14 protein-coding genes are annotated in these 17,536 nt (G+C 50.1%); 3 read left to right on the forward strand and 11 right to left on the reverse strand.

The features are described from left to right. Positions 1 to 8 precede the first annotated feature (8 nt). The 5 genes from FN782_RS09335 to FN782_RS09355 all read right to left on the reverse strand — a co-directional run bounded on the left by FN782_RS09335 (position 9) and on the right by FN782_RS09355 (position 6,635). Positions 9 to 1,151 carry an acyl-CoA dehydrogenase gene (locus FN782_RS09335; protein ID WP_142505518.1) on the reverse strand — a complete coding sequence of 381 codons (1,143 nt, stop codon included), beginning with the start codon at positions 1,149 to 1,151 and terminating at the stop codon, positions 9 to 11. Positions 1,152 to 1,188: 37 nt separating this feature from the next. Further along, positions 1,189 to 2,043: a 3-hydroxybutyryl-CoA dehydrogenase gene (locus tag FN782_RS09340; RefSeq protein ID WP_142505519.1), complete on the reverse strand. Its 855-nt coding sequence runs from the start codon at positions 2,041 to 2,043 to the stop codon at positions 1,189 to 1,191. A 61-nt stretch (positions 2,044 to 2,104) separates the two neighbouring features. Then, positions 2,105 to 3,283, reverse strand: a complete 1,179-nt coding sequence (locus FN782_RS09345) for an acetyl-CoA C-acetyltransferase (protein WP_142505520.1) — start codon at positions 3,281 to 3,283, stop codon at positions 2,105 to 2,107. 422 nt (positions 3,284 to 3,705) lie between these two features. Further along, entirely contained in the window at positions 3,706 to 5,817 is a 2,112-nt protein-coding gene (locus FN782_RS09350) for a (Fe-S)-binding protein (protein ID WP_142505521.1), read from the reverse strand. A gap of 569 nt (positions 5,818 to 6,386) precedes the next feature. After that, positions 6,387 to 6,635: a hypothetical protein gene (locus FN782_RS09355; protein WP_142505522.1), complete on the reverse strand. Its 249-nt coding sequence runs from the start codon at positions 6,633 to 6,635 to the stop codon at positions 6,387 to 6,389. A gap of 448 nt (positions 6,636 to 7,083) precedes the next feature. On the opposite strand from FN782_RS09355, the gene FN782_RS09360 reads away from it, so the two are divergent. From FN782_RS09360 to FN782_RS09370, 3 genes are all read left to right on the forward strand, one after another. Beyond that, positions 7,084 to 8,406 (forward strand): phytoene desaturase family protein, encoded by a 1,323-nt coding sequence (locus tag FN782_RS09360; protein ID WP_185956177.1) that lies wholly within the window; start codon positions 7,084 to 7,086, stop codon positions 8,404 to 8,406. Beyond that, positions 8,375 to 9,238 (forward strand): RNA polymerase sigma-70 factor, encoded by an 864-nt coding sequence (locus FN782_RS09365; protein ID WP_142505523.1) that lies wholly within the window; start codon positions 8,375 to 8,377, stop codon positions 9,236 to 9,238. Before FN782_RS09360 ends, FN782_RS09365 begins: the two co-directional genes overlap by 32 nt. 324 nt (positions 9,239 to 9,562) lie before the next feature. Beyond that, positions 9,563 to 9,991: a hypothetical protein gene (locus FN782_RS09370; protein ID WP_142505524.1), complete on the forward strand. Its 429-nt coding sequence runs from the start codon at positions 9,563 to 9,565 to the stop codon at positions 9,989 to 9,991. A 97-nt stretch (positions 9,992 to 10,088) separates the two neighbouring features. Here FN782_RS09370 and kamE read toward each other — a convergent pair whose 3' ends face one another. Genes kamE through kdd form a run of 6 tightly spaced genes read right to left on the reverse strand, consistent with a single transcriptional unit; the run spans position 10,089 to position 17,501 of the window. Then, the gene (gene kamE / locus FN782_RS09375; protein WP_142505525.1) at positions 10,089 to 10,835 is read right to left on the reverse strand and encodes a lysine 5,6-aminomutase subunit beta; all 747 of its coding nucleotides are present in this window, start codon (positions 10,833 to 10,835) and stop codon (positions 10,089 to 10,091) included. Next, positions 10,810 to 12,417, reverse strand: coding sequence for a lysine 5,6-aminomutase subunit alpha (gene kamD / locus FN782_RS09380; protein WP_142505526.1), 1,608 nt, complete (start codon positions 12,415 to 12,417; stop codon positions 10,810 to 10,812). Before kamD ends, kamE begins: the two co-directional genes overlap by 26 nt. Before the next feature lie 19 nt (positions 12,418 to 12,436). Next, the gene (kamC, locus tag FN782_RS09385) at positions 12,437 to 14,038 is read right to left on the reverse strand and encodes a lysine 5,6-aminomutase reactivase ATPase KamC (protein ID WP_246064910.1); all 1,602 of its coding nucleotides are present in this window, start codon (positions 14,036 to 14,038) and stop codon (positions 12,437 to 12,439) included. Positions 14,039 to 14,047: 9 nt separating this feature from the next. Continuing rightward, positions 14,048 to 15,085, reverse strand: a complete 1,038-nt coding sequence (kamB, locus tag FN782_RS09390) for a lysine 5,6-aminomutase reactivase subunit KamB (protein WP_142505528.1) — start codon at positions 15,083 to 15,085, stop codon at positions 14,048 to 14,050. Between the two features lie 18 nt (positions 15,086 to 15,103). Then, a complete protein-coding gene (gene kamA, locus FN782_RS09395) occupies positions 15,104 to 16,411 on the reverse strand; it encodes a lysine 2,3-aminomutase (protein ID WP_142505529.1) in 1,308 nt (435 codons plus the stop codon). A gap of 37 nt (positions 16,412 to 16,448) precedes the next feature. Next, the gene (gene kdd / locus FN782_RS09400) at positions 16,449 to 17,501 is read right to left on the reverse strand and encodes an L-erythro-3,5-diaminohexanoate dehydrogenase (RefSeq protein ID WP_246064906.1); all 1,053 of its coding nucleotides are present in this window, start codon (positions 17,499 to 17,501) and stop codon (positions 16,449 to 16,451) included. Positions 17,502 to 17,536 lie beyond the last annotated feature (35 nt).

Raw genomic sequence — 17,536 nt, forward strand, 5'->3', positions numbered from 1 at the left:
TTCCACCATTACCCGCGCATGATTTCTCCAGCAATCACCATGCGTTGAATTTCATTGGTTCCTTCGTAAATCTGTGTGATCTTGGCATCCCGAAAATAACGCTCCACTGGAAATTCCTTGGTATAACCGTAACCACCAAAAATCTGAATTGCTTCTGTCGTCACTGTCATCGCTACATCCGTAGCCAACCGTTTCGCCATGGACGATTCCTTCCGACAGAGGTGTCCTTGCTGATAGAGGGTAGCCGCCCGGTAAACCAAAAGGCGGGCAGCCTCCACCTGGGTCGCCATATCAGCCAATTTCATCTGTATCCCTTGAATCTTTCCGATTGGCTTGCCAAACTGCTTCCGTTCCTTTGCATAATGACAAGCCGCATCCAGGGCCGCTGTTGCAATCCCCAACGCTTGCGCTCCAATTCCGATCCGCCCTCCCGCCAAATTGGACAAAGCGATCTCATAGCCTTCCCCTTCAGCACCCAAGCGGTTTTCCACAGGCACTTCCGCATTTTCAAAAATGATTTCACAGGTGTTGGAGCCACCCAGCCCCATCTTCTTCTCTTTTTTTCCAACGGAAAATCCGGGCGTATCCTTTTCCACAATGAATGCAGTGATTCCCTTGGACCCCTGTTCCGGATCGGTCACTGCAAAGGTGACATAGGTATCCGCTTCCCCACTGTTGGTAATAAACACCTTGCTTCCATTCAGGATATACCGGTTCCCTCTTCGTTCTGCACGGGCTCGGATTCTGGAAGCATCTGAACCGGCCTGGGGCTCTGTAAGTGCAAAAGCTCCCAAATATTCACCCGTAGCAAGACGCGGAACATAGGTTTTTTTTTGTTTCTCCGTCCCATAATCAAGGATGGGAAAGGTTCCTACCGAGGTATGAACCGACAGAATCACACCGATTGCGGCACTCACTTGCGATATCTCTTCCAGAGCGAGAATATAGCTGAGAAAATCGGAACCGGCTCCTCCCCACTTTTCCGGAATGGGAATGCCCATCAGTCCCAATTTCCCCATTTTTTGAACCGCTTCTTTTGGAAATCGGTCTTCCGAATCCATGGAGCTCACCCAGGGAGCAATCTCAGTACGGGCAAAATCCCGCACCATTTTACGCATCATGTCCTGTTCCTCATTGAACCGAATATGCATCGCTGTATCCTCCTCAACGCCCAGGAGAGCCTTGACTTTATGCGTATTGATAAAATCCTCTTCCTGTTTTCCGCCCCAGCCAGCCCGCTTTTACATATTTGCGAAGCAGAGGGCACGGACGGTATTTGGAATCTCCAAACCCTTCATACAAGGTCTCCATAATATAAAGACAGGTATCCAAACCGATAAAATCAGCCAGTGTCAGCGGTCCCATCGGGTGATTCATCCCCAACTTCACCACCTGATCTACCGCTTCCGGTTCGGCCACTCCCTCATATACGGTATAGATGGCTTCATTGATCATTGGCATCAGCACGCGGTTGGAAACAAATCCGGGAAAATCGTTCACTTCCACCGGGGTTTTATCCATCTTCCGGGCCAATGTTTCCACTGTCTGATATACATTGTCCGCGGTAGCCAACCCCCGGATCACCTCAACCAATTTCATGACAGGAACCGGATTCATAAAATGCATACCGATCACTTGCTCCGGTCTCTTTGTCGCCGCAGCAATCTCAGTAATGGGAAGGGATGAGGTGTTGGTCGCCAGGATGGCACGGTCGGGGGCCAGATCATCCATTTTGCCAAATAGATCCCTTTTCACCTGCATATTTTCCACCACAGCTTCCACCACCATGTCCGCACCTCCCACAGCTTCCTCAAGATGGACAGTGGTGTGAATCCGGCTGAGGACATCCTCCTTTTCCGCTTCCGTCATCTTTTTCTTTTCCACATTGCGGGACAGATTTTTAACAATACGGTTCCATCCCTTTTGCACCCATTCTTCTTTCAGATCCAATAACTGCACTTCGAGTCCTGCCTGCGATGCAACCTGAGCAATTCCGCTTCCCATCTGACCCGCACCAATCACTGCGAATGATTGAATATTCAAGATATATCCCCTCCTTTAACAGATGCAAAAAAACGGGAAATAAGCAAGATTCCCATTTTAGTTAGTCTACCTGAATCAGGACGGCATCTCCCTGAGCCGCACCACTGCAAATCGCAGCAATCCCCAATCCGCCGCCACGTCGACGAAGTTCATGAATCAGCGTCAGGATAATCCGGTTTCCACTGGCGCCAATCGGGTGGCCAAGAGCGACCGCACCACCGTTTACATTTACTTTCTCATCGTCCCATCCAAGAATCTTCCCATTGGAAAGAGCCACCGCGGCAAACGCTTCATTCACCTCAAAACGGTGGATTTGCTCCAACGTGAGCTGTTGCTGTTTCAACAGTTTTTGAATCGCATAGGCCGGGGTGATCGGAAAATAACGCGCCTCCATCGCCACTGCCGCATGCCCCAGAATCCGGGCCATCGGTTTGACTCCCATCTCCTGTGCTTTTTCCGGAGAAGAAAGCAACAAGGCAGAGGCACCATCATTCACTCCAGGAGCATTGCCTGCTGTGACGGTTCCATCTTTAAGAAAAACCGGCTTCAGTCCGGACAGCTTCTCCAGTGTCGTATCTCGCCGGGGTGCCTCATCCGTATCCACTTCCACTTCTCCATGGCGACCCTTCACCGTTACTGGCACAATCTCTTCAGCCATTTTGCCAGAATCGATGGCCTGAATGGCCCGTTCATGACTTCGCAAGGCCCAATCATCCTGCTCTTCTCTGGATACCTTATATTCAGCGGCGACATTGCTTCCGTGAACCACCATATGAACCCCGTCAAATGCACACCACAGTCCATCATGAATCATCAGATCAACCACTTTCCCGTCACCCATTCGCTGACCCCAGCGCCCGCCGGGCAAAATGTACGGGGCATTGGACATACTTTCCATCCCACCGGCAACGATGACATCGGCATCGTTGGAACGAATCACCTGATCCGCCAATGTTACACTGCGCATACCGGATGCACAGACCTTGTTAATGGTCTCCGTCTCCACTTCCCAGGGCAAACCTGCCTTTCGCAGCGCCTGACGGGAAGGAATCTGACCGGCTCCTCCCTGAAGAACCATCCCCATGATCACTTCTTGCACCGCTTCATCCGGGATTCCGGAACGGTTTAACGCTCCCCGGATCGCTGTTGCTCCCAAGTCCGCAGCCGACACATCCTTCAATCCGCCACCAAACTTTCCAAATGGGGTTCGTGCTCCCCCCACGATCACTGTCTCTTTCACAACTTCACACCTCCAGAATGTATCAGTCCAACTGAGCGCTCGTTCGGAAAACGACAGAAAAATAAAACGCTTTCATTATCAAGATTACTCTGTTTTTTTTATGTTGGCAATCATATTTTCAGATGTTTTGTAAAACACATTTTGTGGCATAGCCGCTTGGTTTCAAACATATCTTCATTCTGGCGATCGGCTGTGTAGTATGTGCCAGCTATTGATCAGCTACACCCCCATGCAAAGAACAGCCCTGGTCGGGGCAACTTCAGAAATTTTTTTAACAAAAGGGGGAGGGGCTGAATTTCCGTCTCCGCCCCTCCTTCTACCCGTACCTGGTTTGTTGTCAGGGGTGGCTTCAGCCAAACATCCACCCCCTTTTTAACACTTCTATACTTTGTCAGCCCAAATGCTTCCAAGTGCTGATCGATTCATTGCGCCACCTCTTCACTGGCCGACTCTGAGCTCTCTTCCAAGCCGACTGATCGAAGCAACACTTCAGCCACATCCATTGTTTTTACCTCTTCTTCCACTTCCTTGGCCTTGGTTCCGTCACTCATCATGGTTAGACAGTATGGGCAAGCACTGCCAATCAGACTTGGATTAACCGCAAGAGCCTGCTCGGTCCGAGCCGTGTTGACACGGACACCGGACTGTTCCTCCAGCCACATCATCCCGCCGCCAGCACCACAACACATCCCATTTTCCCGGTTTCGTTCCATTTCCACCAATTGAACACCGGGAATGGATTGGAAAATATAGCGGGGTGCATCATATTCATCATTGTAACGACCCAAATAGCAGGAGTCATGATAGGTCACCCGTTCCTTCACTTCATGCACCGGTTTGAGGCGTCCTTCCCGAATCAGTTGGGCCAAAAGCTGGGTGTGATGGAAAACCTCCACCCCTTCCAATCCAAAATCAGGATATTCGTTCTTAAACACGTTGTAAGCATGAGGGTCCGCCGTCACAATCTTTTTCACGTTATATTTCTGGAACTGGGCAATATTGTCCATCGCCAGTTGCTGGAACAAAAATTCATTCCCCATCCGGCGGGCTGTATCCCCTGAGTTTTTCTCCTTTTTGCCCAGGATGGAAAACTTCACTCCGGCATGATTCAAGAGTTTCACCAATGCGTGCATCACTTTTTGACTGCGATTGTCATAGGAGCCCATCGACCCCACAAACAAAAGATACTCAAAGTCCTTCTGTTCCTTCACTGTCGGGACTTCCCAGCCTTCCGGCAAACCATTCCGCCATTTTTCCCGTTCCTTTTTGCTGATTCCCCAAGGATTTCCCTGACGTTCAATATTCTGAAAGGTTCGGGTCGCTTCTGCTGGCATGCTCCCCTGGGTCAATACCAGATGTCGCCGCATATCAATAATTTTATCCACATGTTCATTGGAAACCGGACAGGCATCCTCACAATTGCGACAGGTGGTACATGCCCACAATTCTTCCTCCGTGATGACATCTCCAATCAGTTCAACCGGATACCCATAACTTCCATCTTCCTCACGGGTAGCTGCCACTTCTGTCGCTGCATTGGCACCACTAAATGCATAGGCTGGCATCCATGGACTTTTTGAAGTGATCGCCGCTCCCTTTTCGGTCAAATGATCCCTCATTTTCACCAAAAGGTCCATTGGAGAAAGCATTTTTCCGGTACCTGTGGCCGGACAAACATTGGTACACCGTCCACACTCCACACACGCATACAAGTCAACCAGTTGCTTTTGATTAAAGTGTTCGATCTTATTAACTCCGTATTCAGTCAACGATTCATCTTCAAAATCGATTGGCTTCAATTTGCCAGGAGGATCCTGCCGCTTTAAAAACACGTTAATCGGTGCCACCAGCAAGTGAAAGTGTTTGGACTGCGGAACATAGACCATAAAAGCGATTACATCCAAGGCGTGAATCCACCAGAAGATATAAAACATCACCTTTGCCGCTTCCGGTGTCATCCAGGCGAAGGCTGCTGCAATCACCGAAGATACAGGAGTCGCCCAGGCTGGCAATTCTTCCGTAATCCCCCAAACGTGTTCAAAGCCTGCGGAAAAGAGAATGGAAAACATCAACACACTGAGGAAAATGACCACCAGACCCGCCTTCAATCCCCTTTTCAGCCGGGCCAACTTCTCAATATACCGACGATAGAAAGAGTAAACGGTTGCCAGGAGCACAAGAGTTACCGTAATCTCCTGAATCAACACGAATACCGGATAGGCAGGCAGTGGAAGATGTTCTCCGGGAAATAAACCCTTGTAAAACAGATCAATGGCCCCAAATTGAATAATGATAAAACCATAGAACATCACAACATGCATGATTCCGCTTTTCGGATCTTTTAGCAATTTTTTCTGTCCAAATACATTTGTTAGCACTTGATAAAGACGGGCTTTCATGTCTTTGGAAAAGTCAGCAGGCTTTCCCAGACGTACATAGGTGTATCTCGTATAGACCACTTTTGCCGCCAAGTAGAGCCCATACCCGAATACAGCAAAAAATGCGATCAGATTGAAGATCTCCAGTACGGACACATGAATCCACTCCTTTTAAACAAAAGTCCGCTGAAAGCGAATATTCGTACAGTTTGGCGCAGTCCCTTTCCTTATGTTGACTATATTGTAGCATAAAATGAGTGGTCATTCATTCATTATTTCATCCCTGTTCCAGTGACTCCTCTTTTACTTAGACGCTCTCTCCCCCTTTCCATGTTGCTCCCATCTCCAAAGTACATATCATTGAAAAATATTGACTCCTACATTAAAGATATCAAAACCACACCGTACTTTACCATGGGGAGTCTTGCTCTCTTCCACTGAAGACAGCAAAAAACACAAATTGAGGTTCGCATTTCCATACAACACCCCCTTTACCCCTTCATGTGAAACATTTCACATGAAGGGGTATTGCTTATGCATAAATATGCATACGTATCATAAATAGCCATGAAATGAAGATAAAGGGAATCAAAAACAGCTGATTATTCAGTTGGTAACCCCCAGCTCATTTAAAAAGATTCATTTGAGAAAATTCAGATAAAATACGGAGCGAAAAGAGAGGGGGTTCACCATGATGTCATCAACACATCGTCTTGGGGAGAACATCAGGCAAGATCACTGTCGGTCAAAGGGGTGACCGGTCGCTCCAGGCATGTCTCACATTCGGGATTTCCGCAGGACTCTTCCAGCCATCTGTTGCACAATAAACAACAATACGCAACATATTCATCCGAATACACCTGGGCTTCTCCACAGATGGGGCATGTTTTATCCGTAATCACTCCAAGAATAGACATCCCATTGTAAACAACCCGATCTCCTGTTTCCCTGAGATATCTTCTGCGACTCTGCATCTCGCTCCCTCCTTTTTCAAGTGAACGTTATTATACAATATGCGGGACCTGTTAAGTGTGTAAAAATTAAAATTTCTATCTGTAAAAAAAGGTGTACCTTATATTTACCCCAAATCCATAAAAATAAACCGATAAGCAAAAAGGCACAATTTGTGTTTTAGAGGGGAAGGGGATATTTATAGGGAATCTATACAAAAGTCTTGAACACACAACCGTCACAGGGTATGAAATCGGTAAGCGGACCGGTTGTCACGTTCCATGATTTATGCGGTACTCACTCGCAGTCTGTCGGGAACCGCGGCCGATGCTTTTACCGTTTTTTGGTTCAATTATGTAAGTCACTCTACTCTCAGAAGAGACTTCGATCTGCAAACGCCCAAAGAGAAATGTCACAAATCACTCCCTTCCCCCGTCATAGGGTTGAACACATGAAACAGGAGTGATTTGTATGAAAACATATGAGGCAGTGATTATTGGCGGAGGAATCTCCGGACTGGCCACCTCTGTATATCTAGCCAAGGCTGGCTGTTCGGTGATCTTGCTTGAAAAATCACACCGGGTCGGGGGGCGTGCCATGACCGTCAAGAAAAATGGGACTTCATTCAATCTGGGTGCACATGCGTTGTTCAAAGGAGGGGAAGGGTTTGCCATCTTGCGGGAACTGGGTGTTCCGTTTCAGGGAAAAAGTCCTGATACAAGCCAGTCGGTGGCGATCTGGAAAAACCAAACCATTCCCATGCCGAGCGGATTATCCTCCCTCTTCTCCACCAAGCTTTTATCCTGGCAAGGGAAGTGGGAACTGAGTCGCCTGATGCTTTCACTAAATCGCAACGACTTTTCATCGATCGGGCCGATCAGCTTAAGGGAGTGGGCAGAAACAGAAATCACCGACCCCATGGTACGCCACCTCTTTTATGCCCTTTGCCGAACGGCCACCTACGCCCGTAATCTGGATCACCTACTGGCCAGCGTCGTCCTAAGGCAGGTGCAACGCTCTTTGAAAGACGGGGTACTCTATGTGGATGGGGGATGGCAATCGTTGATCGAGGGCCTGAGAGAGCAGGCAGTTGCCGCCGGAGTCATCATTCACACCCGTGAGAACGTCGTGAAGATTGAACACGACGGGAAGGTTCAAAACATTTTTCTGGATGGCGGAGAGAAGCTGGAAGCCCCATTTCTCATCGTTACCACTGGATGGGAAGACACCTCACGAATGGTGAAAAACGCCCGGCACACTTCACTTTGGAAGTGGAAAGAGCAAGCCCGCCCGGTATTTGCCGCCTGCCTGGATCTGGGGCTGAAGCGGCTGCCCAATCCCCAACACTGCGTGGCCATTGGGCTGGATCAGCCGGTATTCTTCACCAACGCCTCCTTAAGGACCGAAATGAGAGAAAATGAGGCCATCGTGGTTCACCTCATCCACTATCTGGGTGATGAACCGGGAGAACCAAAAGCAAATGCCAGGCAACTGGAACAAACCATGGATCTTTTGCATCCCGGTTGGCGAAATGAGGTGGTCGCCCGACAGTTTTTACCAAACATGGTGGTGACGCAGGACGCCCCCACCACAGACCGAGAACACCCTGGTCCTTCTGTTCCGGAAATCAAGGGACTGTACATTGCAGGAGATGGTGCCGGACACGGCGAAATGCTGGTTGATGCGGCGTTGGCCAGCGCAAAAAGAGCAGCGCTTGCCATCATTCGGGAACAAAGGGCAGCCGGTTCGGGAGGTTGGGTAGATGAAAACGGAAGCGCTGTACGCTCTGTATAAACCCCTGTTGTTTTCGCTTGCCTACTGCATGCTGGGAAGCGTATCGGATGCGGAAGATATGGTTCAGGAAACCTTTCTTACATTGGAAGAGCAATCCTCACAAAAAATTCAGAATATGAAATCCTATCTGTGCAAAACCGTCACCAACCGCTGTATCGACCGGTTGCGATCCGCCCAAAAGAGACGGGAAGTGTACACGGGAGAGTGGTTGCCGGAACCCCTCATTTCTGAGATCAACGAAAACGAAGAACCGCTTCATCGTTATCTTCAGAAGGAATCCATTTCAACGGCTTACCTGCTTCTGCTGGAGCAACTCTCCGCAACAGAGCGCGCAGTGTTTCTCCTCCGAGCATCGCTTGGGTACTCTTATGACGAAATCGCAGAGATCGTCGGTAAAACACCGACTCACTGCCGACAGATCTTTCGTCGCGCCCGGCAGAGCCTGGGGGATTCAGGGGAGTCCTCCTCCGTTCCAGCACAGGCCGGCCAACTTGTGGAACAATTCGCTCAAGCGCTTTCCACCGGCAACGTGCCCCAACTGTTAAACCTCTTGGGACCCGACGCCGTACTGATCTCCGACGGCGGCGGCAAGGTGCGGGCAGCCACCCGTCCAATTCTGGGGCCACAGCGTATCCGTGCCTTCTTTAGCGGCATCCTGTCCAAAACCCCGCCCGGCCTTTCATGGAAGATCTGTGATGTCAACGGCTTACCAGGTATGGTGATCCATATGGATCATCACGTGATCGGCGTATTCTCCTTTCACTTCGAATCAGAAAAAATCGGAGGAATCTATTGGCAGGTAAACCCGGACAAACTGCGTCATCTCTTGTAGAGAAACATTGTCCCGTACATTCATCCAGTACCTATCCATCAGGGTACTGGATTTTTACATTTGAGATCGCCAAATCTCAAAACAATCACTTGCAACATAAACTGCGATCCAACCAAAAAGAGAATCAATTCCGCCTGTTATATCCTGATTTCCATATTAAGCATCAAATTTTTCTACACGACTGGGAGTTGAAATGATTGGGAAAGGAATTTGTGAACTTTTGAAGGGATAACTATATTTTATAATAATCATTTATCTTTTATAATTATGGATAGATTGATTGAAAACCATCAAAAGATAAAAGGTAGAAGAGGGAGGAATCGTATGCCTGAGATTGCAGGGAAGAAAGTTTCCTGGATCGGAGTAGGGATGATCACACTATTTGTGTTTATTTGCTCAACGGGGAGTCATTATACGCTTTTCTGGCTACTTTCCAAAGTGGATGCATTGGGGATGGATGTGGGGACAAATACAGCATTGCTCTGGTTTTCCATGGGGGTCACCGGGTTTCTTCTTCTGGTGGTGCTGATCAGTCTGACTGGCAAGCGGTTTGTTACCGATTTCCCCAAACAAATGCGGATCATTCCCTATCTGGTCCTCTTTTTGTTGCTGTTTGTCACTTTTTACGCTCTGGATCAATGGATACCGGACATCCGTTTCTCCATTTATCCCTTGCTTCTCTTCAGCCTTCTTTTGACCATGATGTTTCCGGTCAATGCTGTATCTCGCATCAGAAAAGCAATAAAACAATGAGACAAAAATCCTATCGTTGATGGATTCCAAAACAGCATCGACCGCAACCATCTGAAAAGCTCCGGTCGGTCCGGAGCTTTGATCGTCCATCAGTTGTTTATCGGATGCTCCTTCGCTCCAGTTCATGGACAATAAAAGAAGCTACATCGGGAGCGAGGGAGCCAGGTCCAAATCCAGCATCGTAGCCCAACTCCAGCGCCATTTCATGATTGATGCGAGGTCCGCCGCAGATCAGAATCAGCTGATTCCGGATGCCTTCCGCTTCAGCCAGTTCCACCAAATGCGTCAGGTTGGCAATATGCACCCCTTTCTGTGTCACCACCTGAGAGACCAGGAGGGCATCCGCATTTAATTCGATCGCTTTGGCCAGCATTTCTTCATTGGGCACTTGACTGCCCAGGTTATAGGCTTCCATTTCCGGATAGCGCTCCAAACCATATTCTCCGTCATATCCTTTCATATTCATAATGGCGTCAATTCCGACTGTGTGTGCATCGGTCCCGGTGCAGGCACCGATCACCACCACTTTGCGCTGGATTCGTTCCCGGATAAACTGGTTGATTTCATAATAATCCATCCGCTCGCTTTCCACTTTGGGAACGTGGATGGAGGAGAAATCCACCGTATGGGTGCATTTTCCATAAACAATAAAAAATGTGTAACCTTCCCCCAAGTCTGCCATGTGATAAACCTGCGGTTCCTCCAGCCCCATCTTGGCGGTCAATTGCCGGGCAGCTTCGCGTGCTTCTTCCCCGACGGGAACCGGCAAGGAAAAGCTCAGTTGGACCGCTCCATCATTCATGGTGTCCCCATAAGGCTTAATTCGTTTCCAATCCACGCTCATGAGCGGTTTCCTCCTCCCGTTCACCCAGATGAAGGCGTCTCCGCAGCTCGGTTTCAAACGGATTGTAATATCCTTCCCCCTTTTCCAACACCCCGGACAATCCCTTGCCTCCGGTCCGACTCCGCTTCACATCCGCCAACATTCCCCGTTCCAACGCGGCAAACAATCCGATTTTCTCCACTTCCTCCAGCATGGCAACTGCTTGATCCAGCACGCTTTGCGCTCTCTGTTCCATTCGGCCCCCCGGCTGAAACAGAATCTCTTCACCCAGATGTCGAGCATTGTTAAAAATATACTGGGCGTTTTCAATGGCCAGTTGCCGATCATGAATATGAGGCGTATGCATCGCTTCTGTCATCATCCCCAGTAGTTGTACGCCCTGCCCGGTCAGAATACTGACCATATTAAACATGGCGTCCTGGATATGTCCTTTGAAGATATTCCCCGTCATATGCTTCGTGGGAGGCATATATTTCAGGGGAGCATCGGGAAAGATCTGGCGCGCCATCTGTGCCTGTGCCAACTCCAACAGGAATCCATCTTCCAAGTCCGGATTCATCTCAAAAGCGTGACCCAGTCCCATCTGTTCCGGTGGGAGGCCTGCCAGCCGGGCAAATTGTTCATTGATAAACTGGGAGGCCAAAACAGTATGAGCGGATTCCACCGCATCCGCAGTCGTCAGGTAGTTATCCTCACCCGTATTGATCATAATTCCGGCAAAGCCGTTGATCATGCGGGAAAAAGCCTGGTCAATCAACGTCCGTTGCATATTGATATCCCGGAACAAAATCCCATAGAGCGCATCATTCAGCATCACGTCCAAACGCTCCAACGCCCCCATGGCGGCAATCTCCGGCATACAGAGACCGGAGCAATAGTTGCACAGACGGATATAACGGCCCACTTCCTCTCCCACTTCATCCAAGCCTTTCCGCATCAACCGGAAGTTTTCCTGGGTGGCATAGGTTCCTCCAAAACCTTCACGTGTAGCACCATAAGGAACATAATCGATCAGGCTTTGCCCTGTACTGCGTATCACGGCCACAATATCGGCTCCTTGACGAGCGGCGGATTTCCCTTGAATCACATCTTCATAGATATCTCCCGTGGCTACAATCACGTATAGATAAGGCTTTTTGCCCTCGCCAAGCTGACGGATCAGGTCTTCCCGATTCCGGCGGTTGGCAACAATCCGATCCAATCCCGCATCGGCCAATCGTTTCCCTTCCCGACGGATGGAATCCCATCCGGACCAGGGAATGGCTGTAAGGTCCAGGGAGCCTGTCGCCACCTGTTCTGCCACCTGTTGCGGGGTCAGACCGTAATGAAGTCCAGCATTGATCACTCCAGCAGCCGCTCCTATCGACAGTTGCCCTTTTTCCAACAGGTGATCCACGACCACATTGGGCAAAGGGACGAATTCCGCATCCACTCCATCAATGCCCATTAAACGCAGAACGGTGCGTTCCACTGCCACCGTCGTCCGCTTCGCAATAAATGCATCCATATCAGCGGCGATACGGCCTGCCGCTTTTCTGCCCCGAACAATCTTTTCCTGATCCAGTTGCAGTTTCTCTTTCATCTCCCAACCCCCTTGCTCCCTATCCACCGTTTCCTATCCGCTTCCAAGCATCCTGAAGAATGGAAGAAGGAAGACCCAACAACCTTGCGATCACCAAGGCATCCTGGGGGATCGACTCCCCTGACCAGGGGAGGAGCCGGTAATCCATGGCCTGCTCCAGCGCCTTTTCCCAATCTTCATCCTCACGGTCCTGAAAACGGTCGATCCCTTCCAAACCGGCTACCCGGTAAACCGTCACCTCTGTTCCCTGCAAGACCTCCCGAAAATGAGTCACTTGAAGCGTCCAAAAGGGGCGTTTGGCAAGATCATTGGTCATCGCCGCTGACAACGCCGCCCCTTCCACCGGATTGGTCCCCCGTCCAGGTTCATCCAAAAGCAATAGGCCCGTTGAATCCCGCTTGATGGCTTCAACAATCCGTCGTACTTCCGCACCAAAGGTGCTTAACCCCTCCCGAATATTCTGAGCATCTCCGATGGCTGCTGTCATCCATGAAACAAGCGGCATGGAACAGGAACGGGCAGGGACTAAAAAGCCAAATTGTCCAAGTGCAACCACCAGTCCCACCGTTGTAAGAACCACCGTTTTTCCACCCATATTGGGTCCAATGATCACCGTGACTCCGCGATGAATGTTGATATCGACCGGTGTAAATGTCCGTTCCTTTTCTTTCAGCGATTCCGCCACCAAGGGGTGGATTCCGCCTTGAATTCGATAGCTTTCTGCCTCCCATTTCGGCCGGGTGCCATTGTATGATTCCGCCATTTTCACCCGTGCCCACTGTACATCCAAGGTAGCCAGATCCAGGATCGCATCGCGCAAAAAAGGGATGTAGGGGCGAAACGTCTCCGCCAACTGTTGAAACACATCGTGTTCAACAGCTTCCAAGTCGGTGTTCGCTTCTTCCCTGCGCATGCGGGCCGCTTTTAACACTTCCGTCTCAACCGGGCAAAAGACACCATCAAAAGGCGTTTCCCTAACCAGTTGAACCCTGGAATCATTTTTCATATCCAAAAAATGAGGAGAGCGACGATCCACCACCCACTCTCCATCTCCGTTCTGCTGAATGGGAAAATCCCTCTCCACATCCAAAACCGCTTGTTCCTCCGCTTTCCGTACCCATCGATTTTCCTTTTCCACCTGCTCTCTTCGCTCTTTTAATCGGGAATCATAGGCGGACGAAAGAAAAAAGTTGGGGGAGAGGGGAGGATCGGGATTTAGCAGGGACAAAACCCGTTTCCATTCGCTCGCTTCTCTTTTTAGGCGAAACCCCGGAATCTCGTTTCGGACCATGGAACAGAGATGCCATCCGTGCCAAAGAAACGATTTGATCCGAAACCAGTCGGAAGCTTTGGGAATCTCTCCGGATTCCAGCATCCGAACTGTTTGTGTTGGGTCCGGCGTCTTTGACAGATGAATTTCCATTCGGGACATCCATTCGGGATCCCTTCGGAACGCTTCCAAAAGGTGTTCCTGTTCAACCAAACACGCTTGCCATTCGGTTTCCTCCCCAGGCATAAAAGGAGACAGCGACCTTTTGGCACGCTGCCCCATCGGAGTTCGGGGCTGAAACCGCAACCACAACGCCTCCCAGCGAATCGCCTGCCGGGTCAGATTATCCATCCACACCGTTCATCCCCCGCTTAAACTGGAACGGATTGCACGTATGCCATCCCGAACCGCATCAAATACAGGAATCGGATGACAAACATCAGCGATCCTCTCTTTCATCTCTTTGGGATCAAAGACATATCCCTCCGGGGAAACCGGGTTGATCGCCACCGCGATCAACCGAACCCCTTTCCAATAGGAAAGTGTGCCCCCCATCCGATAAAACCTGCGAATTACCCGCATGGAAACAAAACAGCGTGTCGGGTCTCGCAATATCACCGCAGGGGCATGATTTTGCTTCATAAAAAAGTGCATCCCCCGGTCTGTCAGCGATCCCGGAAGAGCGACCGCCTCCCAGACACGGCCGGCCAATGCCTCTTGAGCCTGTTCCGTCAAGAGAAGAGAAGAGCAGGGAAGGATCTCCACTGCTCCATCCCGGACCCCCACCAGACGGTTGTTTGCCAAAGCCGTTTCCGCCGCTAGACGTTCAAGCGGATTCACTGTTTCAGGAAGGGTTAAGCGGCGGATCACCTCCTCTGTTTTCTCAACCACCCCATCCAATGTCCGGGCCAGATTGGCTCCAACAACACAGATGGCTGCATCCGTAATCCAAGGGCTGGTGGCAGCCTTGCGATCATAGGCGCCATCCACCAGTACCAATCGTGCGCCTTGTTGCAGAAAACGCAAAACGACTTCCCGGATTCCTTCCGCCCTTGTGACCCCCGCCAGTTTCATTTTGCCTCCCTGAAGGGACCGGGCAAGAATCACCGGACCCAGGGGAGAAACCAGGGAGGTACTTTCCAACAGTTCCCATCCACCTCCCATCCCATCCAGAAGCGGGGCAGCGGTAGCAACCAAACTTCCCTTGGGAACAACAATCGGCGGTTTCTCCTTCAGTGTCCAGACATCCCGTTCCTCACCATCCACACCGATGCTGACAAAACCGTAAGGTTTCCCCTCCTCGTTCAAAGATGCAGCCAAGTGATTGAGTACCGTGGTTTTCCCTGCATTTTTTGACAAACCCGCCACTGCCAGGGAGCGTATCCCTTCAGAACTCATCCGGTTCCTCATCATGACTCAAGATTTCAATGCAGGTGATTTTTGTGGAACCTTTTTCTTCTTCCGTTCATAATCTCCACGGCGATCCTCCCGATCGAGCACCTTGGGCTCCAGATTGATCCGTTCATCCGCCATCAGAGAAGCAATTCCGATATTTTCGCCTTTTGCCTCCTGGCAGAATTCACAGTGATCTGAGTCATGCTCCGTATAATGTTGCGGTTCCGGATAGGAGGTAACCACCCCTTCAAAGTTTCTGAGAATCGTTTTTTGGGAACTTTGGGAGACCACATAATTGGGTGCCACTGGAATTTTACCGCCCCCACCCGGTGCATCCACCACAAAGGTGGGAACCGCATAGCCGGAGGTATGCCCACGCAGATACTCCATAATCTCCAATCCCTTGGATATGGGCGCCCGGAAGTGTCCAATGCCTTCCGACAAATCACATTGATAAATATAATAGGGACGAACCCGCGTCATTACCAGTTCATGATTCAATTTTTTCATAACATGGGGACAATCGTTGATTCCAGCCAAAATCACAGCCTGATTTCCAAGCGGAACCCCCGCATCAGCCAACATTTCACAGGACCGACGGGCTTCCGGGGTCAATTCCTTTGGATGGTTAAAGTGCGTATTTAACCAGATGGGATGGTATTTTTTCAGGATACGGCACAAATTCTCTGTAATCCGTTGCGGAAAGACAACCGGAGCCCGTGTTCCAATGCGGATAATCTCCACATGGGGAATTTCCCGCAAATTTTTCAAGATATATTCCAAAATTCGGTCATTGACCAAAAGACCATCTCCGCCGGAAAGGAGAACATCACGAACTTGCGGATTTTCCCGAATATATTCAATACATGCATCCATTTGCTTTTTGGGCACACCCATTCCGATCTGACCGGAAAAACGGCGCCGAGTGCAATAACGGCAATACATGGAACACTGGTTGGTGATCAGGAACAAAACACGATCCGGATAACGATGGGTTAATCCCGGAACCGGGGAATCCGTATCCTCCAGAAGCGGGTCCTCCATATCGTACCTTGTCTGTTCCAGCTCTGTGGATATGGGAACCGACTGCATCCGGATTGGACATTTGGGATCTTCGGTATCCATTTGCAAGGCATAATACGGAGTGATATTCAAAGGAATCGTCTGATGGGAGATTCCTACCCCTCCCACTTCTTCTTCCTTGAGATTGATCACTTTCTTTAAGTCATCCAGTTTACGAATGGTATGGGTTAACTGCCACAGCCAGTCATTCCATTGCTCCTCGGTTACGTCTTTCCACAGTTCCACTTCGCGCCAATCTCGCGCCATACGATCCCATCCTTTTTCTTAGATTGAAAGGCCGCAATCAGCCGGTGGCCATCCTGTACCTGGACTCAAAAACCGCTCGCAACCCGGACGACTCCCGAAGGGTATTCAAAGCCAGATCGGCATGACCCGGAGCATATCCATTTCCAATCATCATGTGAACGTCTTTGCCAACCCCCTCCGCTCCCAATGCAGCAGCGGTAAACTGAACAGCCGTACTGAAGAAATAAACCGTACCGCCGTCACGGGTTGCCAGAATGGCAGATAATTCGGTATCCCGAACATTGACGCAGTTGATGGTCAGATCCGCCATCTCCCCGTCTGTCGCTTCTGTCACAGCCTCCAGCACCGCCACCGGATTCCGTGCATCCACCTGAATCACTTGATCCGCCAGTCCCAGTTCATGAATCTCATCACAGGCTTTTTCCCTTGATTCCAGCGCAAGTACCTGTCCATCCATTCCGGCTTGCTTTCGGGCATGATACAAAGAAAGAAGACCCGATTTTCCACCAGCCCCCAACACCGCCACCCTCTGACCCGGCTGGGTCAATCGGGCCACCTGGGCCGGAGCCCCGCAAACATCCAACACAGCGAGCGTTATCTGTTCCGGCAAATCATCCGGGAGAACAGCATAAGGAGCACTGGCAAACAGGATCGCCCTCCCCTGAACCTCCACCTGTCCCGTCTCCATATCAACGGAGTGGATACAGGCCAGAGAAAGCGGGGTCAAGGACAGGGAAACCAATGTGGCAATTCGGGTTCCCGTCTGGAGGTTGCCAGCTGGGAAGAGAGAACCCACTTCCGACACCCGTCCGATCAACATGCCTCCGGAGCCGGTCACCGGATTGTGCATCTTCCCACGTTCCTGGACAATTGCAAAAATCTGTTCTTTTACCCTTTCCACATCCCCTTGTGCACCCTCTTTGATCTGATGAAAAGAAGCGGAATCAATATTGAGACAATCCACTTCAATCAACAGTTCATTGTCATGGCAGACCGGTTCCGGATTTAGCTTCCAGGCCGGTTGAGGCAGGAGCCCCTGGGGCTCTTTGACCCGATGCAACCCCAACCAATGCCCATTCTTCTGCTTCAACACGTTCACCTCCTTCATTCACTCCATATTTAATG

The organism is Melghirimyces algeriensis (assembly GCF_900182565.1).
In the GTDB taxonomy this organism is placed as follows: Bacteria; Bacillota; Bacilli; order Thermoactinomycetales; family DSM-45169; genus Melghirimyces; species Melghirimyces algeriensis.

Excerpts from the sequence above, each read along its gene's own strand:
- kamC (WP_246064910.1), bottom strand. The coding sequence starts at position 14,038 with ATGGATAATCTGACCCGGCAGGCGATTCGCTGGGAGGCGTTGTGGTTG.
- kamE (WP_142505525.1), bottom strand. The coding sequence starts at position 10,835 with ATGAGCGTGGATTGGAAACGAATTAAGCCTTATGGGGACACCATGAAT.
- FN782_RS09360 (WP_185956177.1), top strand. The coding sequence starts at position 7,084 with ATGAAAACATATGAGGCAGTGATTATTGGCGGAGGAATCTCCGGACTG.
- FN782_RS09335 (WP_142505518.1), bottom strand. The coding sequence starts at position 1,151 with ATGCATATTCGGTTCAATGAGGAACAGGACATGATGCGTAAAATGGTG.
- FN782_RS09355 (WP_142505522.1), bottom strand. The coding sequence starts at position 6,635 with ATGCAGAGTCGCAGAAGATATCTCAGGGAAACAGGAGATCGGGTTGTT.
- kamD (WP_142505526.1), bottom strand. The coding sequence starts at position 12,417 with ATGAAAGAGAAACTGCAACTGGATCAGGAAAAGATTGTTCGGGGCAGA.
- FN782_RS09365 (WP_142505523.1), top strand. The coding sequence starts at position 8,375 with ATGAAAACGGAAGCGCTGTACGCTCTGTATAAACCCCTGTTGTTTTCG.
- kamA (WP_142505529.1), bottom strand. The coding sequence starts at position 16,411 with ATGGCGCGAGATTGGCGCGAAGTGGAACTGTGGAAAGACGTAACCGAG.
- FN782_RS09370 (WP_142505524.1), top strand. The coding sequence starts at position 9,563 with ATGCCTGAGATTGCAGGGAAGAAAGTTTCCTGGATCGGAGTAGGGATG.
- kamB (WP_142505528.1), bottom strand. The coding sequence starts at position 15,085 with ATGAGTTCTGAAGGGATACGCTCCCTGGCAGTGGCGGGTTTGTCAAAA.